This window comes from Acinetobacter sp. NIOH-H-8, assembly GCF_046635365.1.
In the GTDB taxonomy this organism is placed as follows: Bacteria; Pseudomonadota; Gammaproteobacteria; order Pseudomonadales; family Moraxellaceae; genus Acinetobacter.
Map to the genome: position 1 here is coordinate 38,921 of NZ_JBHDVN010000013.1, position 22,556 is coordinate 61,476.

Here is a 22,556-nt window from a genome sequence, read left to right on the forward strand (position 1 = left end):
TGTTCTGTTTTGGTGATTAATTGGATTCCGTGGATATGACAATAGATGTCATATAAAACCTTCTTTGAACTGTCGCCCTTCCAGCGACTCTAAGTGCATTTCAAGGAAATCTATTGCCACTTCTGAGTAATTTGCGTTGGCTGAACAATTCACCAACTTTTCATCACAAAGACATTTTCCCAAATTTGCCAACTGAGTAACCAACTCATTTTGTACAGAAGCCAAGCTGAGAGCTTCAATCTGAGCTTGCAGTTCTTCACTGAAGAACTGCAGTTCCATACGATTACCACATTGTTGTTGCAGTACATATTTATTTAATACCGCTACTGCTTTAGCGGTATTTAATTCACCGTTCATCATATTACTTATTGTGACGGTACTGGCTTGGATAAACAGGGTTTGGATCAGCCCATAAACCAAGGCGTTGAGAACGTGCGTTGCTTTCTGCACTCAAAATAATTTTATCTTTGAGATATTCACGATAAGCCCATGCATAGCCATCTTTAACTTGCTTATAGTTAACACTATTCACGATGTTTAAGTTAGGCACTTGGTTTGTACGCATCTGAAAAATGGTACCAAGAGTACGACCGTAGCGGTCCTTACTATTTTCTTGCACATACACAATCGTTTCATGCAAGAAACTGATGTTCTGACGCGATTTCTGACCAAAAGCTTGACTCTTTTCTGGTGCATCAATCTGGTTGAAGCGAACACGGATCTGCTCATTGTTGTTGTTTAAAACGGTGATAGTGTCGCCGTCAGAAATACGTACAACTTTGCCAACAAAATCGGCTTGAGCTGCAGTAGCAACAACAGACATGGATAAGGTTAAAGCTAAACTTTTTAAAGTTGTATTAAGGTTCATTTTGAATCCTTAGTGGGTAAAGAATAGGTAAATTATATCGCATTACATAACTGGAATTTTTTTCTTAAAAAATATATTTAGCTGATTAGTTAGGATTTATCCCCTTTCTCTCAAGCCAGTTTTTCCATTGAAGTGCATACGCAACTAAACCAGGTTGTTTCGCCGTGCCATTGCGATATATCGCATTAAAAGATGGCGTCCATGAATGGTAAGCAGCTGCTCTAACCCAAAAATCGGTTGACGGTTTTGTGGCTAATCGATTTCGCAAGATCTTGGCTGCAAGTCGCGCATTCAGACATCCATCAGTACGCACATAATGGCTATTATAACTTTCAAACATACCGCCACGTTTAAAGTGTATGGTATTGATTTGGAATTGCCCCATATCCAATGAAAGGTTTTTGTTTTGCACTGTTTGTCCATTGGTACCACGCTCTTTGCTATGTATACCCAATAAAACATACAGCGGAACACCTTCTGACCGCGCAGCATGAATAACACAACTCAAAGTAGCGACTCTACCCGGTACGGTTTGATCGTAAGATGCACTCGCTTGATTGTATTGCGTAGTTGGATAGGTATAAGTAACAGGACGGATATTCTGGCGAACGGGTTGTTGTTGTGGTGCTGGTGCTTGCTGGCCACTAGGTTGTGGTCTATTTTGTGCAACTGCCGTGCGCTCAGTGCTAGTCGGAGTTTCTTCAGTTTTTTTCGGTGTGTACTTCACGCCCAGGTAACGACTCGTAAAGCCTCTTGGCTTTGCTGGCGCCGTTTCTTGCTGAGTGTTGGTCATGACCTGAAATGGTCGATATGGTGTACTTGATCCATTAGAATTGACATGGTTTGCATATGCACCTAGAGCCTCAGAACTTTGAGGCAATTGAGCATAAGCAACGCTTGATCCTAATAGAGTCGCAAATAGCGTTGGTTTTAACAGCATATTAATCAGCACCTTTATCGTTGTTGTTGAAATTGTCGATTAGGTGCTGTTTACGGTCAGCTAACTTATTCAGTGTTTCAACTGGCAATGGGTTTTTGCCGTCATACCACGATAAGCTATATTTTTTTGGCGCATAGCGGAACCATGCCAAGAATGGCGAATTCGGTAAGAATAAAAGACCAGTACGGACTTGCCACGCACGATAAGCTGAATTGATACTAACCATGTATAGATAAAACACCAATAATACACCTGGTACAACAAGCATTGGATATAGCGCTTTAAAGAACATATAAACTACGTACAAGCCTGTAAACATAGATAATGCTAAATACAAATAAGAAGAAAACTGATGGTTTTTAATAAGCTTGTCTATTTCATCATTACTCATTGAAGCTAAACGTTCTTGCCCTCTTGGGTAGTGAGTATTAGCAATGAGTTTTTTAAGTTGTTTAAAATTGTTAGGTGCGACAATTTCATATTCACATAAAGGGTGTGCACATACCCAATTCACGTTGCCTTTATAAGAACGTGGAATCCTGTTGTCATGCATTAAAATCGATTTACCGCATTCGGGGCATGTTGGCGACAGCATTGATCTAATATTAGATAAATGCGGTAAAAACCCTTTTCTAGCTGAACTCCAGTGGCTTTTACGCCCGAAATCAAAAAAGACTCGCTTTAAAATACCTGATTTACGGGGTTGATTAGCTTCAATTGCCTGTTTAATGGCAGCTTCATCTAAAACCTCATTGGTAATATTTACCTTTTGTGTAGCACTATCAGAACTATTTTTATCTGAAGACATACTTTTACCTACGGACTTTTATTATGTAGAATACGTTATTATATTAAAGGATTTTCAACGTGTCTAAAACCCTTTTTATTTTCGCAACGGTTATTTTAATTTCCACCCTTTTAAGTGCCTGTAATAACTCTAATACTCCAAATGAACAAGATCCATTAAAAGGTCAAGAACAGAAGTTTTTAGACGAATCGGCAACGAGTGAATCAAAAGAACTTGTGTTTTATGACTTGGTAGATCCTAAGAAAAAAGACCAACCTATAAAGGCTGAAGAAGCAAGTGCTTCCGAGCCTGAAGCCCAAGAACAACAACCTGAAAACGCCTTATCTCCTGAGGTTCTTGAAGCGATTCGTGAAAATACAGAACGACAAGAAAAAAAGGAAAATGCACTCAGAACAATAGCTGAAGCTAAGCGTATTGAAGCATTATTAGTAGGTAAAGATCGCAGTAGTGATGATGGCTATACCTATAACAGTGATGAATAATTGATATATCAATGGTTTTAACCAATACAAACTTATTATTTTAAGTTAAAATGATTTTAAATTTTTTGGTATATACGGTTATGTTTAACAGTGCTTTTAAGAAACATAAAATAAAAATATGTTTTGGCTTACCAATCATAATTGTGGTTTCGATCTTAATATTCAAAATCTACTCCTACCCCTTTAAGCCAAGACTCTTAAGCCCCGATTGGATTGAAAGTCGCTACAATGGTTGGGAAGTTGAACATCATGACTTATGGATTGCTACAATTGTGGATGTTGTTGGTCCAAAAACAGTAAAAATTAGAAATCAAAATGGAGAAGAAAAAATTATGGATCTTCTCTATATAAATGCTTTGCAATCTTCGGAAAAAATGAAAAACCTCTATATCAATAGCTTGTCCGGTTATGTTGGCCAACAGCTATTTGTAAAAGGAGATCCAGACAAAGCGCGGTTTAATGGCGTCTTGATCGATGGTAACGGTGAAAATATCAATCTAAACCTAACTTATGTACCAGGTGCAGTATTGGATATGTCATCAACTGCATACATTCATGATCGAGAAAAGCAATTAGTTCCTTATTTCGCGAATATCAATTCAGAAAATAGAACGTTTTAAGTTATAAATTAAGGGATATTAGAAAGGCCAAGCTATGCCAGCACCATTATGTTTCCTCACACTGGAATTTACCGCCAAAGTCAAGAATCCAGTTGATGTGCCTGACATTATTAAGTCGTCTATTTTGACGCGTATTAAAAAGTGCCGCACATCATCAATAGAACAGGTTCAGTATCTTTATAATGCTGAAGAGAGCTACTGGAAGCCAAAAAAACAAGTCACTGAAGAAGCAACTCAATATCATGGCATCACCAATGAAGATTTATTAACGCAAGACTCAATCAATGGTCTAAAGATTAAAAACTATGTTGTGTATTGGGCAAACGTTTATACATTTAGAATTTTGCAAAAAAGCAAAGTGAAGTTTTTTAATCACCGCTTTATCTTTTTAAACAACTTAATCAACGTGATTGGTGAAGATGGTTCCCTACCCATGACAGAATGGGCACGTTTAGCCAGTGCAGCTTCGGGAAATAATGAATTTCCAGAAGAGATACTGACTAACACTAACAATAAGGTCATCTGTTTGACCGTTATATTTGATTATATTTCTGAAAAATTAACATCACTTTATGGTTTGGATCTAAATAAGCATTACGATCTGGTTGCTGCAGTACAATACAACAGTGCCATCAAAGCTAAGAGTCAAAAATCATTAAAGGTTCATAAGCTTATGCGTGATGATTTTAATGAGTTTAAATTGCTTTTAGACAAAGGCATGGAGATTAAGAGAATTAAAAAGGAATATTTTATAAATAATAACTATCTCCCTTAAACCTAAAAGCCACTTTCTTAAAAGTGGCTTTTTTTACGTTAAACATAAAATAAACTATCACTAAAACCCTTTTTTAAAATATAATACTTTTAATTTCTATTTTAACTGGTGATACATTGTGAGTTTAATTAAGAAGCAAAAAGACATTCTATCTCACGACCCTCTTGTTTCAATTTTTAGTAACAATGACCTTTTAACAATCTCAGTTGATACGGATTCTGAAGATTTGAATCGTCAACCTAAAAATATAAAAATCCCGAATGCCGATCTTAAAGAGTTAACAATACAAATCAGTGGTTTTGATACTTTAGAAAACAATGATGTTGGTCGTTATTTCACTTGTTCTGGTACCGTAGAGCTCGTTAATACACTAGGTAATGGTGAAGAAAAACGTTTTGTATTAGCAGAGCCAAAAATCAAAGTAAACGCGGCTAAAAAAGGTCATTTACCGCAAACAGAACAAATTAAACAATTGGTTCGTAATGCGTGGATGGATGCATTTAGCTATGGTTGCCAAAACATTAACCAACCTTACCACTATGAAGATGAAACTTGGTTTGAACGCTTCAAAGGTAGCATTATTGGTAAATTTGTACTGATCGTACTTGCCACTTTCTTTGCTGCTTTCATTGGTTTGGCTATTTTTGGTTATGCTGCTGGTAAAAAACAACAGGACCCAACATTAGAAATTGCGAATCAAATTGCTCAAGATCCTGAAGCATTAAAGCAATTGCTGAATCAATATGATCAACAAAATAACCAATCTGGTGCACCTACTCCACAAGCATCACCAGAACAAGCAGCTGAGCAAGAAAGACAGCAAGAAATTAGCTCATTCGGTTTAGATGCTGGATCTAGCGAATAACGCTGATTAAGCAATAAAAAAGCACCTTAGTCATAAATACTTTGGTGCTTTTTTTATGCCTAAATTTATTATGCAAATTTAAAAAGAATCCAAATGATGACGAGATGTACTGGATAGAACCAGTACGCCCACTTCCCCACTGGCGGTAATTCAAAAGGTAAATTCATGTGCTGTCCTTTCAGTAGGAATTGTGCACCAATACACGTTGCAATGGCGCTACTGACAGCAAATGAGAATGCCAAAGAATATGTAGTCATATCCGTATAGTAGCCACCAATCAACCAGTTGAAAATGTTGGCCAATGAAGTGAGCAAGACGCTGATCATTAAAAAGTATTTCTTAGAATGAACGTTGGTTGTTTTAAAGAATAAATACAGGAATACAATTAATAAAACGCCCCACACGCTATACATAATAAAATTAGATAGCAATGTGATCACGACTAACAGAGAGACAAACTGCAGCGTTGCATATTTATGTTTAGATTCCCCTAATACAACAAGCAAAAATCCTAAAAGCAACGTAGGCATGACGTTCAGAGTTGTAAATGGCTCTTGGTTGAATAGTTGATACGGTACTTCTGATAGCACACAAAACAACGCCAAATTTTTAAAATAGTTTTTTAATGTATGGGTTTTCTTTTTAGAAATAGCTTGGTTCAAATTGAATGCAAGCATGATACAAAAAATAGGAAAAGCCCAACGGCCAATCGTCCTCAACAACAGATTATATTGAGGAAATAATATTGATGCGTGGTCAATAACCATGGTCACAATCGCAATCCACTTCAATAGATCCAAGGCTCTATTGCGATCTCGCACGGCGCTTTGGCTAATTACAGCTTCTTGTAGATGAACCATGTGTTATTTTTCGCTAAAGGGTTTGTATAAGCATCACTACGCTGTTTTCGGGTGTTGTTACGATTATCTAAGATCTCAATGCTATTCCAACCTTCGGGATAACCGAGCACCAGGCCAGAGTTATAAAATCTCGTGCGATGACGCTCTTCATCGCCGGCATAAAACAAGTACGCACGAATATCGTTATACGGTCGATGCCCGACCAATACGTTATCTTCATCACGATCAAAGTACTCATAAATTAAATCCGTATATTCACGATTGAAGTATCCGCACTTCTCAAACAGATCTGCACTTGAACGAAAAGTAATAGATTCCTTGGCCAGTGTTTTATTTAAAATCATGCGAGTGACATTACGAGCAAACACGGGCAAATTAAAATGCACAGGCAAATGAATTTCATTTATTTCGGACAAATCAATAGGATCACCAAAAGGATTAGAAAGTTCTAATGCTTTTTGATAAAAGTCCATCCATTGTGCAAGATATTCATCAACAAACTTTTTCTCACCATAATAAATTGGTAATCCATCAACCGTTAAAAGGTTTTGTGGAGGAAAAATATTGTTTCTTAAATCTAAGATGCTTTGTTTTAATTTTGCGATTTCGATTGGATCACTAATCATAACAACTCACTCGAATTAGAGTATTAAAATAATTATATAGGGTTTTAATTAATTGGATATAAGTTTTTAGCTCAGTAAATAAGCATTTTTGTTGTGTGGCGAATTAGAATTGTTAAAAAATTTAAAAGAATATTTATTCTAGGAATTATTGATACAATGTATCTAATTTCTTACGAATTAGTATATACAATTGGGATTACTATGCTTACCCCTGATCGAATAGACAAACAAGTTAATTTGGCTGGAATTGACCAGTCGTGGACCAATTTATTAAATCACTTGGACATTGATAGTCATCCTGAATACAACATCGATAAAACTCAGCCATGGTACTTGGCTAATTTTGTAGATTACCTACGCCTACTCAACTTTAAGTTTGATGAATTAAATCTAAGAGAGATTCGTGCAGTAGATTATGACTTGGTAGATTGGTCATTTCTTAAATCTAATCGCCTAAATGGTGCTGAGGTGTTTAAGGACCTAACCATTTATCTGCAGAAACCCAATTTTGTTACGCAATATCCTAAATGTGTACCCATCAATGCTGATGTTCGCGATCGTAAGCTTGCAGAGGTCATTTATGATTACTACAGACGCTTCTTACCGTTTTTCTATTCATTCATTAAATTAATCAGATCAACGCAGCGCTTATCTCTAGAACGTAAATTACCCGTGATTGATAACTTTATGTCTAATTTTGGAGATCTTAGTACTGGTGAGTTTTATTCAAATATTCCATTTGATGATGCAGAGCTCAAAAGGATTTTGAAAAATGGCTTTGAAAAATATAGAGAGCATAAATCAGAACAGCGGTTTAGCCGTGCCATCGCAGAGCTAACACCGATGTTTAAAGCTTTGTCTGAATACTTAAAGATTGTGTCTACGGTTAACTACGTGGATCTAGACCTTATTCACTTCTTACACAATGCATTTTTGGGTAAAAACTTTAATGTTTATTCAGATCTATTCGCTTTGGATAAAGAACCTAATTTGTTGGTCAATTTAAGTTGGACATACACAAAAGCATTTCAATATTCATAAATAGCACCATGGTAGTTTATGTGCATAGGCTATATCAAAAGGAAGAAGAATATAGCGATCTTTTAACGAAAGGGCCTGGTCATACCGAAGTTTTGTAGCAGAATCTCTAAAACAAGCTAGGTAAAGTTCAGTCATAAAGTTTCTCTTAAGCTACCTTCTTATTCAGTATGTGTTCGGCTAAGCGCTTGATACCGCCACCGTCCGTAATTAAATGTTCAAATAATTCGCCATTCGGGTTTTTAACTCCTTCCAACTGGCCTTTTTTGATGCCTAAGACATCAGAAATAATTGGATCTGAACCCGAATCAGCCAACAAGTAATATGCCGAGATCTGTTTGATTTGACCGTCACGGTCTAAGCGACCAATACATTGATCATGAACACCAGGCGACCAATCCAACTCACCAAACACAAATGTTTTGCATTTTGAGTGGTACTGCAAGCCATCAAGCCCGGCAGATGAACGTAGTGAACTAATGAAGACTTTGCTTTCATCATTCAAGAATGCTTGTTTAGAACGTTCCTTAGCTGCAGGTCCTTCCGTGCCTGTATACATAACAGGATTGAATTCAGCCAAGCGTTCTAGCCAAATGTTGTACACATCTCGATGCCAACCATAAAGCATGACTGATTCACCAGACTCAACAAGCATACGCACGAACTCAGCGACATACGGCGCTTTGGCGATACCTGTTGCTTGGCGCATCATAATATTGAATTCTTCTGTCGCACGAAGCTTTTGCCCTTGGAATTCCTGAGTAGAGCTTAAAATTACTTTTGCCAGTTCCATTGCCTTGCCCTTAATTTGATCCAGTACTTTAGGATCGCTTTCGACATATTGAGGGGTTCTAGGGATTTTCCGTCCAAAAACGACAAAGTGCTCTGGAGGCCCCGCCGTCTGTGGCCTCCAGAGGGGTATTACTTTTTTCGAGATCCCTATTTGGGCTCTGTTTGAGTAAGATTTAGTCTTTTTGGGCTAAATCCATGGCATTCGAAGAACGTGTCCAAATCTTGTCCGAGGCAGAACAAGATGAGTTATATGGACCCCCCGCTTTCACCTCCGCCGACCAACGCTTCTTTTTCTCGCTGAACGATAAGGAACTGGCGATCGCTAAAAGCCTCCGTCATCGGGGCCAGCGTTACATGCTGGTGGTACTGCTGGGCTATTTCAAAGCCAAGCCGGTGGTGCTGAATCCCGGCTTTCATCAGATCAAGCAGGACCTCAAATACGTTTATCAAACCGTTCTACCAGGCCCAGGCTGTAGACCCTTTAATCTCACGCCAAAAGAGAACGAACGGATTTACCAACGTGTTTTCCAGCTCTGCAACTACCAGCGCTGGAATGTCAAAGACCATGGAGCGGCGTTGAGAGATTACTTATCCCAGCAAGCCAGAGCCTGGACAGCGCCTAGGCACCTCTTCGATGCGGCCATTGAATATTGTTCGGGGCAGAAGATCGCAATCCCTGCCTACAGCACGCTGCAAAAGATCATCAGTCAGGTGGTGGGAGACGAACAGGAACACATGGCCGCGCACCTTGAGCGTGCAATGTCACGCGGTCTTAAGCAAGCACTGGCGGAGCTCGTGAACGGCACAGGTCCACTGCCGTTCCGACAGTTGCGACAATCGGCTCGTAACTTCACCGGAACCGAGTTGGAGAAAGAACTGATTGTCTATCGCCATATCCAGCATTGGATGCCGGAAGTGGATCTGCTGTTGAGCACGCTATCACTGTCGCAGAAAAATCTGCAACACCTGGCAGAGAAAGTCGACTACTACGGTGCCAAACTGAAACGTCAAACCGTAGGCAGCCAATGGCTGTATTTATTGTGCTATCTTCAAACGCGATGGCAGCAAGCGCTGGAACGTATTGCCGATGGCTTTGTGCATCATGTCAGACAGACCAAACAGAAGGCAAAGGATTATGCGCAGGAAGCGGTGTTTAAGGATTGGCAAAAAGCAGCTAAAAATGTCAGCAAGGCAGCTGAAGTACTGCACCTGTTCATTGATGACAGCATTGATCTGCAACTACCGTTTGCAACAGTAAGACAGCAAGCACTGAGCCTGCTGACCAAAAGGGATCTGGAATCTGTATGTCTCTTCCTGAACGAGCAGCGACGATCGGTCGATGAAGCCATGTGGCAGTACTGCGACGAGAAAGAAAGTCTGCGGAAAGGTTTGCTGCGAGAGTTGTTCCTATGTCTGCGCTTCGAAGGCTGCGACGGCACCCAGCACTTAGCGGCCGCCTTGGCGAAAACACAAAACGAACTCAACGGCCAGGACGCTCAGTTGCAAACTGCCGACACCAGACTCCTTTCCAAAAAATCACGTGAATTCCTGCTGGATGGTGAAGGGAATATCCTGATCGATCGTTATGAGTGGTTCCTCTATCAACAGATTCCTGATCGTCTGAATGGCCAGCTGACGCTGCCTGATATCACTAAATACCGGGCACTCGACGCCGACCTGATCGACGGGGAACATTGGCGAAAAAACAAATATACGCTGCTTCAACAGAGCCATTTTACAAAATTAGCGGAGGAGCCTGAAAAGCTGATCAAACAGATGGCCATGGAATTGGATACCCGTTTGTACGAAGTCGGCGAATATCTTGAACAGGAAGACAACCGGAATATCATCTTGCGTAATCCGCAGGGTAAACGCTTCTGGCGCCTGCCTTCGGCCAGCAAACATCATCTGGTCAACAATCCCTTCTTCCAGCAAATTCCCACAACGGGGATTGCGGATGTACTGCGCATGGTTGATCGTGACACCGGTTTCATTGACTGCTTCGCTCATGTGCTGGGTTCCCAATCCAGAAGCCGTTCCCATGAATATGACCTGTTGGCAATTCTGGTCGGCAATGCAACCAATCAAGGCATTTACGGCATGGCACAGATCTCTGATCGTACCTATGATCAGCTCAGCACTATCCAGGCGAACTATCTTCGCCTGGAAACATTGAATGCTGCTAACGACAACATCAATAACGCGACAGCCAAGCTACCCATCTTCCGGTACTACAACATCCAGGAAGATGTGATCCACGCCAGTGCCGATGGTCAAAAGTTCGAAGCCCGGCGCGAGACCTTCAAAACCCGTTATTCGTCGAAGTACTTTGGCACTCAAAAAGGTGTTTCTGCCATGACCTTGATCGCCAATCACGCTGCGATCAACGCCAGAGTGATCGGCGCCAACGAACATGAATCGCACTACATCTTTGATTTGTTGATGAGCAATACGTCAGACATCATTCCGGATGTGCTCTCAACCGATACCCATGGGGTGAACCATGTGAACTTCGCGTTACTGGATCTGTTCGGATACCAGTTTGCCCCACGCTATGCCCAGGTTGGCAAAGTGATCAATGACATGTTTGATGTCAAGGAAGACAAAGAACACCGAATTCAGCTGTGCTTAAAAAAGCCAATCAATACCCATCGTATTGCGCAGCACTGGGATACCATCCAACGGATTGCAGTATCACTTAAGCAGCGGAAAACAACGCAAGCCACCTTGGTGAGAAAGCTCTCGGAGTACAAGCGCAATCACCCGCTGCTGGAAGCCCTGACGGAATACAATCGCCTGGTGAAAGCGAATTATCTACTGTGCTACATCGATGATGCCAGTTTAAGAAACTATGTTCAGCGCGCGCTGAACCGGGGAGAGGCCTATCACCAACTGCGTCGGGCCGTGAGCAGCGTCAATGGGGATCAGTTCCGGGGCAGTTCAGACGAAGAAATCCAGCTATGGAATGAGTGCGCTCGCCTGGTCACCAATGCCATCGTTTACTTCAACTCCAGGATACTCAGCCAGCTGTTGACCAGCTTCGAATACCAAGGAGATACCAAGAGAATAGATATCGTCAAACAGGCATCCCCTGTGGCCTGGCACAACATTAACCTCAAGGGGACTTACCACTTCGAATTGAGCGAAAAATTGCCAGATCTGGAGAAGCTTATGCGCTCAATCGAGGGATATTTACCCGTCAGCGAAAAGTAATACCCCTCTGGAGGCCACGGACGGCGCGGCCTCCAGAGCACTTTGTCGTTTTTGGACGGAAAATCCCTAGAACCCCTTTTGCTTGTGGAGTCTTCTAGGCATTCAGCAAGGCGCGTCGGTGTTTCTCTAGATTGATAGCCAAAAAAAAGCCTACCCCTTGAAGGAGTAGGCCGGCGCGCACTCACACGTTCAGTCAATCGTCGTTTCTGTCCTCCGAAATGTGAACCGCCATGTCCTGCAGTACCTGGCTGACGTGCTGGTCGGCGATGCCGTAGAAGATGTGCTTGGCCTGGCGCTCGCCGCGCACGAGGCGCGCGCCGCGCAACAGGCGCAGGTGATGGCTGACCAAGGATTGCGACAGGTCTAGCGAATCGGCAATGTCGCCCACTGCGACGGATCCGCGCATGCACTGCAACAGGATTTTCAATCGCGATTGGTCGCCCAGCAGGCGGAAGGTCTCGGCCAGAACAGCGACGTCACTTTGCGACAGTGCGAGGACATCAGTGGTCGCGCCGTGGCTGGAGGTCGAACAGTGAGCAATAGCGGAGCTGGTGGTTTTGCGTGATGTCATGGATTCAAACCCTCAAGTGAACTGCGAGCCGGCTCGCACGGCCTCAATGCTTGTGACCAGGAGCGGAGTGGTCATGGTCATGATTGTGCTCACTGTGGCCATGGCCGCTGTGGTCCTGACGGTCTGTCGTGGGTTGCAGGCTGCAGATGTTCTCGTCAGCCTCCGAGTTCCAGTCGATTCCGACTGTGGCGTGTTCGATGCTGAATTGCTCTCGAAGCACCACCTCGACGCGCTTGACCACGGCTCGCGCCTCCTCGTCCACATTGGGTCGAACGTGCAGTGTGGCCATCGTGCGACCGGAAGTGAGTTGCCACACATGAACGTGGCTGACAGCTGCCAGGCCGGGTACAGTGCTCATCAGGCCTTGTTCCACCTTTTCCGGCGAAGCATCCTCTGGCGCGCCTTCCAGCAGGATATGGATCGACTTGGCCAGGAGCTTCCAGGCGCTGCGCAGAATCAACGCTGCCACCAAGACCGACAGAATGGGGTCGATCGGCGTCCAGCCGGTGAAATAGATGACGATCGCTGCAACGATGGCGCCGACAGAGCCCAGCAGGTCACCCATCACGTGGAGAATGGCACCTTTCACATTGACGTGATCGGTTTCGCCGCGGGTCATGATCCACAGCACGAGGACGTTGATCAGTAAGCCGAGCACGGCGACGATCATCATCGGGCCGGCGAGGATGACGGGCGGCGCCTGCAGCCGCTCCCACGCCTCGTAGGCGATCCATGCGACGATCGCGAACAGGGTCACGGCGTTCAGGAAGCCGGCGATGACCTCGAAGCGCAGGTAACCGAATGTGCGTTTGCTGTCGGCTGCGCGGCGACCGAATCGGAAGGCAGCGTAAGCCAGGGCAAGTGCCACGGCGTCGGTCAGCATGTGGCCAGCATCGGCAAGTAGGGCTAGCGAGCCCGACAGCACGCCGCCGACAGCTTCCACGAGCATGAAGCCGAAGATCAGGAAGAAGGAAACCAGAACCTTGCGCTCGTTGGCGCTGGTCACTGTGGGGGTGTGGTCGTGATCATGGTCGTGACCATGGTCATGTGCATGGGATTGGGACATGGGCGCCTCTGCTGGTTGAGTGTTTGACTATGGTGAAAATATAACACATGAATACATGTTCATGTGAAGTATTTTCGCTCACCCTTCCCAGCCGCCGAAGCCATACGTTGTGGTGCCGCAACGAGAAAATGTGCCTATCCTTTCGGCCAGATACGGTGCAGGTCATCCACAATCAGCTGGTGATGGTGCTTGCCTCGGTCTGCGTGTGTGCGTAAATGAGGGTGATCCGGCGGCAAGCTGGGGTGGTCATGCACCACGTCAGAAGGGTCGCTGGCCGGCCACAGCCAGAGCGCCAGCACCACGCCGGCCAAGCCGATCAGAGACATGACAATGAAGGTCGATGGTAAGCCCATGACCGCGCCGAAGCGGCCGGCCAGTGGGTAGCAGATGAGCCAACAGGCGTGCGACAGCGCGAAGTGCGCCGCGAAGATCGCGGGGCGGTCCTCGGCATGGGCCGAGCGGCGCAGAAGACGGCCGGATGGCGTTTGCGCCAGGCTGTAGCCAAAGCCGATGACCAACCACAGCGGCAGCAACAACGCATAGCTCGGCAGCAGTGCGCCAATTCCCGTGCCCACGACCAGTACGGTAGCGCCGGTGAGCATCGCGGCTCGGTCGGTCACCTTTTCCAACAGAGATGGCAGGACAAAGGCTGCCAGCATCGACCCGCCTCCGAATGCCGCCAGCGCCCACGCAACTTCGACCTCGCCCAGGCCGAAGCGCGCCTTCACGAGAACCACCGTGTTCACTATCACCATGGCGCCCGCCGCCGAGACGGCCAAGCTGATCGCCAGCAGGCCCCGCAGGCGTGGCGTAGCGAGGTAGATGCATGTGCCGCGCGTCGTGCGATCCCAAATGCCGCGGCGCGGTCCGGGAGCAGTTGTGGGCAACCGCACGCTGACCACGAGCGCGGCTGAAACGAGGAAACCGAGCACCGCTCCCGTGAATAAATTGTGGAAGCTGATGACGGTTAATAGCGCGGCCGCCAGTATCGGGGAAATCAAACTTTCCAGGTCATAGGCCAGCCGGGACAGCGACAGCGCCTTGGTGTATTCCTCTTCATCGGGAAGGATGTCTGGGATAGTGGCCTGGAAAGTCGGCGTGAAGCCGGCGGATGCCGCTTGCAGGATAAAGATCAGCAGATAGATCTGCCAGACTTCGGTGACGAAGGGCAAACAGATCGCGACGGCCGCTCGTATCAGGTCCAGCGCTACGAGCAATAACCGTCGCGGGAGCCAGTCGGCGAAGGCCTGTGCGACCGGCGCGACCCCCACATAGGCCAGCATCTTGATGGCCAGCGCCGTCCCGAGCACCGCACCTGCATCCGCCCCGGCCAGCTCGTAAGCAAGCAAGCCAAGCGCCACTGTCATCAGGCCCGTGCCAACGAGCGCGATCACCTGAGCGGTGAACAAGTGGCGGTAGGTGCGGTTCTTTAGGACAGAGAGCATCGAGAGGCCTCAGAGCAGTTTAGTCAGCGCCTTCATTTCGGCTAGAACGGAGTCCTCATCATGAGACAGGCAGTGGTCGATGTGGTCATGGATCAGAACCCGCTTGGCCGCTGTGACGGCGCTCTCCACCGCCGCGAGCTGGCGGGCGATGTCGAGGCAGGTTTCTTCTCCTTCGATCATCCCGATGACGTGCCGTAGATGACCCTCGGCGCGCTTGAGCCGCTTCACGAGATCGGGGTGGCTGGTGTGCTTGTGCATTTCTTTCATATGGTGACTATATCCCCCCTGGGGGGATGTAATCAAGGAGTCTGCATCGCTGATTGCGTAGTGGATTAGCCCCACCTCGTCTCTCGATGTCTTGCGCCCGACGCCCTCTCTATGGCGATTGGTGTTCAAAGGAGGTAAGGTTTTCTTCCATATTGGCTCTTATTTTGTTTTTGTAAATCTCAATTTTAACGCAGCGTGATTTTCACTTTACCAACACACTTTTTGTTTAGTGGGCGATTATTACTATCTACCCGTCTCAAATAGCCACATTGACTACAAGCAAAAGTATCATTACCTGAATCATTCGTAAATTTAAGCCAAATGTGACCATTGCCATCGTCTATATCTGTTTTAACGTATTTATCTAGATTCATGCTTAAACCTCTTAATAAGCTCACTCGATAATAACAATAGTTTTGCTTAGATAGTATTTTTCCAAAAGGAATTATTAGCAGATTTTATATGTTTTTTAAGAAAAGTTTTTGAGCGCTTTTATTTATTAAAATTGAATTATTAAGCAAGGAGTTATAAAGCATGGCTAAATCAATAGACCAGTTATGGAGTGAATTACAGCAGATTCAATTTGATGAATCTAATTCCTTACCATGCGAATTCCATATCTGGAATAAAGGTACATATCGCTATCAGATCCTAGATTGGTTTGAAGCAAATTCTGAAAATGGCGTATTAAGCTTGCAAGGCAAAACCCATAAAACATTATGGGAAGAGTTTGGCAACACCCCGATAAACAATGATGATGAAATCGAAGAAGACTTTCATCTATGGGGCAAAGGTACAGACCGCTTCATTATCTGGCACTGGTTTGATGATCAATTAGAACACGGTGTAATTAGCTTAATTGAGAAAGGAGTTGCGTAATGGGATTATTTACTTGCCCTCACTGTAATAGTGATATTGATACTAACGATAAAAAGTCTGGCCATCAGGTGAATGATGTAATTCAAGAAACCTTTTGTTCTGTTGACTGCAGTATTGAATATCTGGTGCATAACTCACAAATGATTGCAGTAGATCAATACGGAAGTTTGCCATTAAGCAATGAAAACCTGAATGAATTCATTGAAGCATTTTCTAATGAGGGTGTTGAAGATGATGTGTTAGAACACATCAAAGCTGAACTTTGTTAAGTAATCGCGCACCTGCTCTAAACAACACTGACAATGGCATTTAAAAAAAGGGCTTAAATCATTTAAGCCCTTTTAATATTTATACGATAAGAAAACTTTCTAATGTTTTACCAGATTCAATCTCACGATTTAACCAGGATGGACGTTTACCACGACCGGCCCACACTTCTTTGTGGTTATTCGGGTTGCGATATTTAGGATCTGCTTTAACCACTGGCTTTTTATTTAATTTACGATTTTCGCCGTGCTCATTTAATTCAAGAATAGTTAAGCCTAATTCTTTTGCGATCTCAAACATTTTGAGATAACCGTCATCAAGTTTCTTATTCTCTACTACAACAATTTGGTTTTGTGCCTTTTTAATTAGGTCTTCTAACTGGTCTTTACTTAGGTTTTCAACTTCCATAACTAATCTCGAAAATTTGGATATATCAAATATACACCAGTGCGTTTTGTTTACAACCGCATACGGTACTTTTAATTGATTAAAATATTCGACTTATTCCATGGCTATTCTAATTTTTAAGCATAAGTTATTCCCACTTTAAATCCATTAATCTAAAAATACATTCAACCTGTTAGGTAAATTAATATGCACAAGTATCTCATGATGAATCTTGCGATTAACGAAACATCAGCACTACCAATTGGTATCCGTATTTGTGATTTTAATATCGGCTTATATGCCTCTAAGAAAATTTCAGAAGTGCCAGCTTTAATGGAATTGGTTAATTACACCCTGTTTAAGTATTCAAGCTATGAGAGTGAAGAACTTGAAGACATTGAAACCTTATTAGAAGAACATGATTTTAAAACTCGCTATGACTCTTGGGAAATCAGCGGTGATTCTTTTTACGTTTTAGGTTTTAAAGAAATTACAAAAGACGAGTTTGAATTATTGCAAAAACTTGACCTGTTGACTGTGGTAGACGAATACAACTACCACCATAAACTTTTGTCGAATCATGGTGAGCATAAGTTTGACGAATATTTCAAAAACTTTAACGAGTCTAAAGAGCAAGAAATCTTGAAGCAGTTTAAAGACATTGCATTCAACCTAAAAAGTGATGCCCCTTTAAACTCGACATTTGCTCAAGACGTTATAGAGTTGCTGACTACCTACAAGTTTGGTACAGCTTTAGAACCTATCGACAGCACTCACAGCGATACAAGAAACCGTTTCTACTTTAGCCATACGCTTGAGGGTGACTTCGCATCTGGAGCTATTCAGGTCATTATTTCAAATTACAAAGAAACTGGCGTCAAAAAACCTTATTCAGTGATTGAGCCTTTAAATCTTGAAATTATGCTTGAAGATGAACAATGTTTTGATGATGAATATGCAAATCTCGTTGTTGAATGCGAGTATGTGTTTAATCTTATTAAGACCGACTTATACACCAACACTTTTGAATAAACCAAGCCTTTAAGAGAGAAATCTCTTAAAGTTGCGCTTAAAAACGTAAACGATGTTTTTTTAATTGATTAAAAAAGGTTTTGAATTTTTAGCGCTGCAATGGCGCTCGTCATTATTAATTCTTTCTGGATGCTTAAATAAGTATTTTTTAAAAAAACTTTATCCGTTCATATTCTTAATATAATGAAACCAAATCAAGCAAATAGCTTAAAACTTGGAGAAAGCTCATGAATTTAAACCCTAATTTTTGCCCGATCGATTTTAACGAAGTTTACGGCAGTACTGACAATTTACCTTTGTTCTTGGTTAAAGCGTCACGCCAGGATTCTAACGATGACGAGCATAGTGAGTATTTCTTCATTCGAGCACCTCATGAGCACCGTTTAGCTTTCTTCCTTGCTCACATGTTCAAATCACATGTAGATAATGCCCTTTTGACCTTGGAAAACTTGGCTGAAGAAAATTATCAAAATATCCCTGAATTGGAAGAGTTGATGTCTTCATATGGTGTGATTGATGGCGTTGGCGTGGATACACTTTTTGATTTCCGCGCTAAGGAACTCACACTTGATAAAGCGCTGGAGCTAGTCGAATTCATTGAAATTAACCCACTCAATACTGATATTGTGGGCTCACTATTCTTGGAGGCACTTTAATGAATAGTAGCTTTATCTTAATTAATGAAGCTATGGCGCCTATTCGTAAGAATACGGCGCTTTTGGAAACCCTGTTATCTATGATCAGTACTGCAGATCAAGACCACGGCGACCAAAGCCCAAGCTTTCACATTAATATCCATGCTGGCATTGAATTGCCTAATCATGAAATTGCATATACCACTTTAAAAGGTTTTGCAGAGCTGACCGAAGATCATAATCTTTGTATCTATATGAATCCTGAGCTGTCAGAAAATGGCTTTATGTTGCTATCCACTCAAAACGTGGTACCTGATTGCTATGACAATTCTATCTTTGTAGATCTGTCGAATCAGTTATGCAGTTTCTTCAATCAAGAAGTACAGCAGTTAAACGATCAAGCGCAAAAGGCGTTAAAGCTGTTGTTACAGCATAAAATCAATGGAACAGCGATTCGCACGTTCAACCCTGAACAATTGCAGATCTTACAGAAAATCGCTGCATTAGATAGCTTCATGCTCGATGACCAGCGCGATTGGTTTTACTTTTCCGAAGTGGCCATTGATAACGCCTATAAAGACATGAAAAAAGGTTTAGAACTGTTGGTTCTCAACGAAGATATTAAGGATGCACTTAAACAGCTACTTGATGCAAACAACATGGAGTTTTGTGATTTACCAATACTCGTGGTTTTGTATCCCCTACTGGTTAAGTCTGAAGAAAATAACGAACTGGTACAGGCTTGCTTAAGTCATCTCATTGGCAACAACTTAATCAATGAGCCGTTTATTGCTGGTGTACAACTTGAAGCTGGTGCATTTAATAGCGAAATAAACACCTATACTTTATTGCCACACATGAAAGCAGTAAAAGAATTGCTGATAGATATTGAAGCAGATCTCACAAAAGTTTAACCGTTTTACCTGAGCTAATTGCTCAAAACCTTGGAGTTGTTATGGATACTATTGTTCGCGTTAAATCAGTTGGTGTTTTAGGTCTATCATCTAAAATCACGACATTTGTAATCGACATCGAGCTTGATGGCGGTAAATTAAAAATTGAAGATCAATTGCTTCATTTTAAGAATACTTTACGTACAAGCTATCGAGAATATGATGAAAGTTTAGCGATCGTAAACAATAAGGCTATACTTTCCAATTTAGATAATGCAGTAAAACCAAACGAATTGCATGCTTTAGTTGATGATTATATCGACTCAGTTTGGGTAACAGATGCCAATAAAAACACCACTAAACAGCGCCGTGCGTCACTTGGTTTGCACAATCCAACGATAAAAGACAAAGGTGTTTTGAAAGAAGCCCTTTTAAGTGAAGTGAAATTAGCCTACAAAAACTATATCAATCAGAACGTAGAAGCCTGATCAGATCGGAAGTATGTTGCGACCAGCATACTTCTTTTTTTTTGAACCTTAGCCTAGAATCATCCAATATCATCGCTTCATACCAAGAGAATCATGCCATATCTCATATATTTAATGTTCCTTGCGTTTGCAAGCGCCGTAATTTTAGTGGAAGAGGCTTATGGTCTTAACATCCAATTATTTGCAATGGGGATTGTCGTCATCATTGGACAATTGGCAATTTTTTGTTTTATCAACGCAGCGATTAACATCAACAATGAAAAACAACATCGCAATGCCGTCAAAACCTTGCACTATGGCGCTTCATTTTCATTAATTGTGGTCACTACACTGGTCTATTTATATAAGTATGTGTTGCACAAACAGGAATATTTGACCATGGCGATTTACTTTTTAGGAACGTGGTTTGCCATCACCCTTTTTGACTCAGTGTTTAAGTTAGTCAAAGTTGGTATTTTTAATAGCAAGAAAGATAGTGCTGAAGTTGTGAACTCAACGCGTAAAGTGACGGTAGTTACTTTAGCGATCTGTATGATTGGGTATTACTTATTTAGCAAATATGCATTAAATATTAACGTACTAGACTAGGCATCTTGTAAACAAAACCGCACCTAATACACAAGCGCAATAACCAGCAAAAAAGAACATCCTTTTAATTATTGCGCTAATCTTTTCCGTCACAGTACCGTTATGAACAATAAAAACTATCATAAACATTAAAGCGATCGTGCAGAGGAATAAGGCAAAAACAATTAAATAAGTAAAAGCAAAGTCAAAGTTTAATACCACTGGAAAACCAATAGATACCGCCATTAAAGCTATTGTACTTGATGCATTCATATCTTAAAGCCCATCTAGCAACTAGCTTAATCGTAGCGATAAATAAGCTTTAAAACTGAAACTTTATTATTGAGATTGGTCAATGCACATTAAAAAAATGTGCTTGGTATATACCAGAAAGCAAAGAACCAGACGCAAAACGCCTGGCTCTTTAAAATTGAAAGGTGAATAAAAAAACACAAATCACTTGAACGCATTTCTTATTCAAGGTCAGTTTAATTAGATTTCTTGCCATTGTCTATGTAATGTAAACGTGGACAGCATTAAAACAATCTATATTTTTTGAAAAAAGTTTTGAAAAGGTACAGTGAAATATAATGAATGTATGGGCTCAATGCTCACCATTTGGAGAAATTATATGAACTTTAAAATCTTATCTAAAACAAAAGTTGTTGGTCTACAAGAAGATTCTCTCACCTCTTTTCAAAATTTTATGTTTGAAAATATTGCATGGGATAGCCAAGTCCGTGCTGATTATTACCAGTCAAATAAGAATACTGTACTGCTGGAGCTACCAGTACGTTTACGCCGTGACATTCAAATCGAAAATATCAACGGCGCTTTAGATGCACTAGTTGATTTTGAGCTGATCTACAAGCAAGACCAAGGCAAGTTGGTATCTTCATTGGTCGTTGATACGCAGTACTTGTTATGTATAAATGATCAGGATATTGATCTTTGGTCAATCGACAGCGAACTCAGTTTCTTACAAGAAGCTGACCGCAATCACCTTAAGAAGCTTATGCGTCATTGTGATGATCGTTTCCACGCGTGGATGCGCGAGATTAAGTCTTACTTCAATCGGTTGACAGTACAGCCGTTGCATCTAGATATGCAGATCAAAATACGCAAGATCGTAGGCTATACAGCGGTGCTACCTAAGACTTTTCCATAAGGTTTTAGGTGCCAGTATAAAAACAAATAGACCGCAATTAAGCGGTCTATTTTTTTGCCTAAAACGGCGTTAACAGATCTATGTAATATTTAGCCCTTAAAACTATTGGCAAGTATCTGAATAGCGCTCAGCACTTCCAAAGAATGATTCACCCTGATTGTCCACGATGTCTACATACAGATCTGGTTTAACTGGAGCATTGGCGAATACAGAGCAATAAAACGGATGAATCTTTTCATTCACAAAGCGGTTTAAAGAGTCAGTTTCATCAGAAGAGTATTTATCTGCAGTTTTGCTAGACATCTGAACGTTCATATTAAAGTGTTTTGAATACTTCACTTTTTTAAGTACCGCACCAGTTTCAATCTGGTACGGTGTTTTAGTGTTAAGTAAACGCTCAACTTTACGTTTGTTTTCAGCAGTAGGAGAAAGCGCAACAGCAGATTTTAAGCTGTTTGTATTCAGGTTATTTAAAGAACTATTAGCTAAAACAGCGCACGACATAGACACTGAGATTATTGCAACTGCAGATAGTTTTAGTGTTTTGAATACGTTCATGTTTAACGACTTTCCTGTATATACTTAAATTATATACTTAATATACGATATTTGATTTTTTTGGAATTTTAATCTTATTTGATTTTGTTAATCGGTATATACCAATAAGATTGTTTATACGCAATTTAGCAAGAATCTCCCCCTTGTTTGGGGTTACAATTATTGTAATTTACAGATTGTTGATACAGGAAACCGATATGTCTGAAGAAGTGAAATACGAAGACCGTGTACGTGCTGCATACCGTTCTGCTCAAGGCAATGTAGCTCAAGAGTTCTCCCCTCACATTGTTAAAGCATGTGAAGCATCATCAAACGCACGTATGGAGCGCTTAGCAACTGGTCAAACAACATTTGACGAGGAAGAAGCTGCATTGATGAAAAAATGGAATGCACTTAAAAACAAAGCCTAATCATCGCGAATACAACCTAATCTAGCTTACAGCGGA

The 22,556-nt window shown here is 42.1% G+C and carries 30 protein-coding genes; 15 read left to right on the forward strand and 15 right to left on the reverse strand.

Features of this window, described 5'->3' with window-relative positions; all coding sequences use genetic code 11:
* Positions 1–48 precede the first annotated feature (48 nt).
* The 4 genes from ACEWB7_RS07450 to ACEWB7_RS07465 form a co-directional block, all read right to left on the reverse strand.
* The gene (locus tag ACEWB7_RS07450; protein WP_227553477.1) at positions 49–360 is read right to left on the reverse strand and encodes a hypothetical protein; all 312 of its coding nucleotides are present in this window, start codon (positions 358–360) and stop codon (positions 49–51) included.
* A gap of 1 nt (position 361) precedes the next feature.
* Complete coding sequence (locus ACEWB7_RS07455; RefSeq protein ID WP_005006141.1) at positions 362–868, reverse strand: thermonuclease family protein; 507 nt, start codon at positions 866–868, stop codon at positions 362–364.
* An 85-nt stretch (positions 869–953) separates the two neighbouring features.
* Complete coding sequence (locus ACEWB7_RS07460; RefSeq protein WP_024160729.1) at positions 954–1,808, reverse strand: transglycosylase SLT domain-containing protein; 855 nt, start codon at positions 1,806–1,808, stop codon at positions 954–956.
* 1 nt (position 1,809) lies between these two features.
* A complete protein-coding gene (locus ACEWB7_RS07465; protein ID WP_024160730.1) occupies positions 1,810–2,616 on the reverse strand; it encodes a hypothetical protein in 807 nt (268 codons plus the stop codon).
* Positions 2,617–2,675: 59 nt separating this feature from the next.
* On the opposite strand from ACEWB7_RS07465, the gene ACEWB7_RS07470 reads away from it, so the two are divergent.
* From ACEWB7_RS07470 to ACEWB7_RS07485, 4 genes are all read left to right on the forward strand, one after another.
* On the forward strand, positions 2,676–3,098 hold the full coding sequence (locus ACEWB7_RS07470) for a hypothetical protein (protein ID WP_005006133.1): 423 nt from the start codon (positions 2,676–2,678) through the stop codon (positions 3,096–3,098).
* An 80-nt stretch (positions 3,099–3,178) separates the two neighbouring features.
* The gene (locus ACEWB7_RS07475; protein WP_024160732.1) at positions 3,179–3,718 is read left to right on the forward strand and encodes a hypothetical protein; all 540 of its coding nucleotides are present in this window, start codon (positions 3,179–3,181) and stop codon (positions 3,716–3,718) included.
* Between the two features lie 34 nt (positions 3,719–3,752).
* Positions 3,753–4,493: a hypothetical protein gene (locus tag ACEWB7_RS07480; protein WP_005006125.1), complete on the forward strand. Its 741-nt coding sequence runs from the start codon at positions 3,753–3,755 to the stop codon at positions 4,491–4,493.
* 118 nt (positions 4,494–4,611) lie between these two features.
* Positions 4,612–5,358, forward strand: a complete 747-nt coding sequence (locus tag ACEWB7_RS07485) for a hypothetical protein (protein WP_368776138.1) — start codon at positions 4,612–4,614, stop codon at positions 5,356–5,358.
* 68 nt (positions 5,359–5,426) lie between these two features.
* On the opposite strand, the gene ACEWB7_RS07490 is transcribed toward ACEWB7_RS07485, so the two are convergent.
* The gene (locus ACEWB7_RS07490; RefSeq protein ID WP_038350041.1) at positions 5,427–6,218 is read right to left on the reverse strand and encodes a TraX family protein; all 792 of its coding nucleotides are present in this window, start codon (positions 6,216–6,218) and stop codon (positions 5,427–5,429) included.
* On the reverse strand, positions 6,194–6,844 hold the full coding sequence (locus ACEWB7_RS07495) for a hypothetical protein (RefSeq protein ID WP_024160879.1): 651 nt from the start codon (positions 6,842–6,844) through the stop codon (positions 6,194–6,196). Before ACEWB7_RS07495 ends, ACEWB7_RS07490 begins: the two co-directional genes overlap by 25 nt.
* A 201-nt stretch (positions 6,845–7,045) precedes the next feature.
* On the opposite strand from ACEWB7_RS07495, the gene ACEWB7_RS07500 reads away from it, so the two are divergent.
* Positions 7,046–7,885: a hypothetical protein gene (locus tag ACEWB7_RS07500; protein ID WP_227504918.1), complete on the forward strand. Its 840-nt coding sequence runs from the start codon at positions 7,046–7,048 to the stop codon at positions 7,883–7,885.
* A 145-nt stretch (positions 7,886–8,030) separates the two neighbouring features.
* On the opposite strand, the gene ACEWB7_RS07505 is transcribed toward ACEWB7_RS07500, so the two are convergent.
* Entirely contained in the window at positions 8,031–8,675 is a 645-nt protein-coding gene (locus tag ACEWB7_RS07505; RefSeq protein WP_411580559.1) for a C-terminal helicase domain-containing protein, read from the reverse strand.
* 194 nt (positions 8,676–8,869) lie between these two features.
* Here ACEWB7_RS07505 and ACEWB7_RS07510 point away from each other — a divergent pair, with 194 nt between their 5' ends.
* Entirely contained in the window at positions 8,870–11,887 is a 3,018-nt protein-coding gene (locus ACEWB7_RS07510) for a Tn3-like element IS3000 family transposase (protein ID WP_099143597.1), read from the forward strand.
* A 193-nt stretch (positions 11,888–12,080) separates the two neighbouring features.
* On the opposite strand, the gene ACEWB7_RS07515 is transcribed toward ACEWB7_RS07510, so the two are convergent.
* The 5 genes from ACEWB7_RS07515 to ACEWB7_RS07535 all read right to left on the reverse strand — a co-directional run bounded on the left by ACEWB7_RS07515 (position 12,081) and on the right by ACEWB7_RS07535 (position 15,610).
* Positions 12,081–12,458: an ArsR/SmtB family transcription factor gene (locus ACEWB7_RS07515; protein WP_000203935.1), complete on the reverse strand. Its 378-nt coding sequence runs from the start codon at positions 12,456–12,458 to the stop codon at positions 12,081–12,083.
* Between the two features lie 43 nt (positions 12,459–12,501).
* Positions 12,502–13,524 (reverse strand): cation diffusion facilitator family transporter, encoded by a 1,023-nt coding sequence (locus ACEWB7_RS07520; RefSeq protein WP_000083351.1) that lies wholly within the window; start codon positions 13,522–13,524, stop codon positions 12,502–12,504.
* Positions 13,525–13,658: 134 nt separating this feature from the next.
* Complete coding sequence (locus tag ACEWB7_RS07525; protein ID WP_086068405.1) at positions 13,659–14,969, reverse strand: MFS transporter; 1,311 nt, start codon at positions 14,967–14,969, stop codon at positions 13,659–13,661.
* 9 nt (positions 14,970–14,978) lie between these two features.
* Entirely contained in the window at positions 14,979–15,236 is a 258-nt protein-coding gene (locus ACEWB7_RS07530) for a metal-sensing transcriptional repressor (RefSeq protein WP_039016764.1), read from the reverse strand.
* Positions 15,237–15,421: 185 nt separating this feature from the next.
* Positions 15,422–15,610 carry a hypothetical protein gene (locus ACEWB7_RS07535; protein WP_024160741.1) on the reverse strand — a complete coding sequence of 63 codons (189 nt, stop codon included), beginning with the start codon at positions 15,608–15,610 and terminating at the stop codon, positions 15,422–15,424.
* Positions 15,611–15,770: 160 nt separating this feature from the next.
* Here ACEWB7_RS07535 and ACEWB7_RS07540 point away from each other — a divergent pair, with 160 nt between their 5' ends.
* Both ACEWB7_RS07540 and ACEWB7_RS07545 read left to right on the forward strand, forming a co-directional pair.
* A complete protein-coding gene (locus ACEWB7_RS07540) occupies positions 15,771–16,115 on the forward strand; it encodes a hypothetical protein (protein ID WP_038350037.1) in 345 nt (114 codons plus the stop codon).
* Entirely contained in the window at positions 16,115–16,384 is a 270-nt protein-coding gene (locus tag ACEWB7_RS07545; protein WP_038350036.1) for a hypothetical protein, read from the forward strand. Before ACEWB7_RS07540 ends, ACEWB7_RS07545 begins: the two co-directional genes overlap by 1 nt.
* 79 nt (positions 16,385–16,463) lie before the next feature.
* Here the strand turns inward: ACEWB7_RS07545 and ACEWB7_RS07550 are convergent, their stop codons facing one another.
* A complete protein-coding gene (locus ACEWB7_RS07550; RefSeq protein WP_024160744.1) occupies positions 16,464–16,790 on the reverse strand; it encodes an H-NS family nucleoid-associated regulatory protein in 327 nt (108 codons plus the stop codon).
* 186 nt (positions 16,791–16,976) lie between these two features.
* Between ACEWB7_RS07550 and ACEWB7_RS07555 the strand changes: the two genes are divergently transcribed.
* The 5 genes from ACEWB7_RS07555 to ACEWB7_RS07575 all read left to right on the forward strand — a co-directional run bounded on the left by ACEWB7_RS07555 (position 16,977) and on the right by ACEWB7_RS07575 (position 20,405).
* Positions 16,977–17,801, forward strand: a complete 825-nt coding sequence (locus tag ACEWB7_RS07555; RefSeq protein ID WP_099143596.1) for a hypothetical protein — start codon at positions 16,977–16,979, stop codon at positions 17,799–17,801.
* A 227-nt stretch (positions 17,802–18,028) separates the two neighbouring features.
* Positions 18,029–18,457, forward strand: coding sequence for a hypothetical protein (locus ACEWB7_RS07560; protein WP_024160746.1), 429 nt, complete (start codon positions 18,029–18,031; stop codon positions 18,455–18,457).
* Positions 18,457–19,350: a hypothetical protein gene (locus ACEWB7_RS07565; RefSeq protein ID WP_038350034.1), complete on the forward strand. Its 894-nt coding sequence runs from the start codon at positions 18,457–18,459 to the stop codon at positions 19,348–19,350. Before ACEWB7_RS07560 ends, ACEWB7_RS07565 begins: the two co-directional genes overlap by 1 nt.
* Positions 19,351–19,391: 41 nt before the next feature.
* Positions 19,392–19,817: a hypothetical protein gene (locus tag ACEWB7_RS07570; RefSeq protein ID WP_038350033.1), complete on the forward strand. Its 426-nt coding sequence runs from the start codon at positions 19,392–19,394 to the stop codon at positions 19,815–19,817.
* Positions 19,818–19,910: 93 nt separating this feature from the next.
* Complete coding sequence (locus ACEWB7_RS07575) at positions 19,911–20,405, forward strand: hypothetical protein (protein ID WP_024160749.1); 495 nt, start codon at positions 19,911–19,913, stop codon at positions 20,403–20,405.
* Here ACEWB7_RS07575 and ACEWB7_RS07580 read toward each other — a convergent pair.
* Complete coding sequence (locus ACEWB7_RS07580; protein ID WP_024160750.1) at positions 20,397–20,657, reverse strand: hypothetical protein; 261 nt, start codon at positions 20,655–20,657, stop codon at positions 20,397–20,399. The two genes, ACEWB7_RS07575 and ACEWB7_RS07580, sit on opposite strands and share 9 nt — an antisense overlap.
* 358 nt (positions 20,658–21,015) lie before the next feature.
* Between ACEWB7_RS07580 and ACEWB7_RS07585 the strand changes: the two genes are divergently transcribed.
* Positions 21,016–21,552, forward strand: coding sequence for a hypothetical protein (locus tag ACEWB7_RS07585; RefSeq protein WP_038350032.1), 537 nt, complete (start codon positions 21,016–21,018; stop codon positions 21,550–21,552).
* 102 nt (positions 21,553–21,654) lie between these two features.
* On the opposite strand, the gene ACEWB7_RS07590 is transcribed toward ACEWB7_RS07585, so the two are convergent.
* Positions 21,655–22,110 (reverse strand): hypothetical protein, encoded by a 456-nt coding sequence (locus tag ACEWB7_RS07590; RefSeq protein ID WP_024160752.1) that lies wholly within the window; start codon positions 22,108–22,110, stop codon positions 21,655–21,657.
* A gap of 197 nt (positions 22,111–22,307) precedes the next feature.
* On the opposite strand from ACEWB7_RS07590, the gene ACEWB7_RS07595 reads away from it, so the two are divergent.
* Positions 22,308–22,520: a hypothetical protein gene (locus ACEWB7_RS07595; protein ID WP_005006071.1), complete on the forward strand. Its 213-nt coding sequence runs from the start codon at positions 22,308–22,310 to the stop codon at positions 22,518–22,520.
* Positions 22,521–22,556 lie beyond the last annotated feature (36 nt).

Bases quoted from the DNA above. Each gene is read 5' to 3' on its own strand.
- ACEWB7_RS07490 (WP_038350041.1), bottom strand. From the start codon at position 6,218: ATGGTTCATCTACAAGAAGCTGTAATTAGCCAAAGCGCCGTGCGAGAT.
- ACEWB7_RS07560 (WP_024160746.1), top strand. From the start codon at position 18,029: ATGAATTTAAACCCTAATTTTTGCCCGATCGATTTTAACGAAGTTTAC.
- ACEWB7_RS07545 (WP_038350036.1), top strand. From the start codon at position 16,115: ATGGGATTATTTACTTGCCCTCACTGTAATAGTGATATTGATACTAAC.
- ACEWB7_RS07585 (WP_038350032.1), top strand. From the start codon at position 21,016: ATGAACTTTAAAATCTTATCTAAAACAAAAGTTGTTGGTCTACAAGAA.
- ACEWB7_RS07540 (WP_038350037.1), top strand. From the start codon at position 15,771: ATGGCTAAATCAATAGACCAGTTATGGAGTGAATTACAGCAGATTCAA.
- ACEWB7_RS07530 (WP_039016764.1), bottom strand. From the start codon at position 15,236: ATGAAAGAAATGCACAAGCACACCAGCCACCCCGATCTCGTGAAGCGG.
- ACEWB7_RS07525 (WP_086068405.1), bottom strand. From the start codon at position 14,969: ATGCTCTCTGTCCTAAAGAACCGCACCTACCGCCACTTGTTCACCGCT.
- ACEWB7_RS07475 (WP_024160732.1), top strand. From the start codon at position 3,179: ATGTTTAACAGTGCTTTTAAGAAACATAAAATAAAAATATGTTTTGGC.
- ACEWB7_RS07570 (WP_038350033.1), top strand. From the start codon at position 19,392: ATGGATACTATTGTTCGCGTTAAATCAGTTGGTGTTTTAGGTCTATCA.
- ACEWB7_RS07590 (WP_024160752.1), bottom strand. From the start codon at position 22,110: ATGAACGTATTCAAAACACTAAAACTATCTGCAGTTGCAATAATCTCA.
- ACEWB7_RS07580 (WP_024160750.1), bottom strand. From the start codon at position 20,657: ATGAATGCATCAAGTACAATAGCTTTAATGGCGGTATCTATTGGTTTT.
- ACEWB7_RS07500 (WP_227504918.1), top strand. From the start codon at position 7,046: ATGCTTACCCCTGATCGAATAGACAAACAAGTTAATTTGGCTGGAATT.
- ACEWB7_RS07495 (WP_024160879.1), bottom strand. From the start codon at position 6,844: ATGATTAGTGATCCAATCGAAATCGCAAAATTAAAACAAAGCATCTTA.
- ACEWB7_RS07575 (WP_024160749.1), top strand. From the start codon at position 19,911: ATGCCATATCTCATATATTTAATGTTCCTTGCGTTTGCAAGCGCCGTA.
- ACEWB7_RS07460 (WP_024160729.1), bottom strand. From the start codon at position 1,808: ATGCTGTTAAAACCAACGCTATTTGCGACTCTATTAGGATCAAGCGTT.
- ACEWB7_RS07535 (WP_024160741.1), bottom strand. From the start codon at position 15,610: ATGAATCTAGATAAATACGTTAAAACAGATATAGACGATGGCAATGGT.
- ACEWB7_RS07550 (WP_024160744.1), bottom strand. From the start codon at position 16,790: ATGGAAGTTGAAAACCTAAGTAAAGACCAGTTAGAAGACCTAATTAAA.
- ACEWB7_RS07595 (WP_005006071.1), top strand. From the start codon at position 22,308: ATGTCTGAAGAAGTGAAATACGAAGACCGTGTACGTGCTGCATACCGT.
- ACEWB7_RS07465 (WP_024160730.1), bottom strand. From the start codon at position 2,616: ATGTCTTCAGATAAAAATAGTTCTGATAGTGCTACACAAAAGGTAAAT.
- ACEWB7_RS07520 (WP_000083351.1), bottom strand. From the start codon at position 13,524: ATGTCCCAATCCCATGCACATGACCATGGTCACGACCATGATCACGAC.
- ACEWB7_RS07450 (WP_227553477.1), bottom strand. From the start codon at position 360: ATGATGAACGGTGAATTAAATACCGCTAAAGCAGTAGCGGTATTAAAT.
- ACEWB7_RS07510 (WP_099143597.1), top strand. From the start codon at position 8,870: ATGGCATTCGAAGAACGTGTCCAAATCTTGTCCGAGGCAGAACAAGAT.
- ACEWB7_RS07565 (WP_038350034.1), top strand. From the start codon at position 18,457: ATGAATAGTAGCTTTATCTTAATTAATGAAGCTATGGCGCCTATTCGT.
- ACEWB7_RS07555 (WP_099143596.1), top strand. From the start codon at position 16,977: ATGCACAAGTATCTCATGATGAATCTTGCGATTAACGAAACATCAGCA.
- ACEWB7_RS07515 (WP_000203935.1), bottom strand. From the start codon at position 12,458: ATGACATCACGCAAAACCACCAGCTCCGCTATTGCTCACTGTTCGACC.
- ACEWB7_RS07505 (WP_411580559.1), bottom strand. From the start codon at position 8,675: ATGGAACTGGCAAAAGTAATTTTAAGCTCTACTCAGGAATTCCAAGGG.
- ACEWB7_RS07455 (WP_005006141.1), bottom strand. From the start codon at position 868: ATGAACCTTAATACAACTTTAAAAAGTTTAGCTTTAACCTTATCCATG.
- ACEWB7_RS07480 (WP_005006125.1), top strand. From the start codon at position 3,753: ATGCCAGCACCATTATGTTTCCTCACACTGGAATTTACCGCCAAAGTC.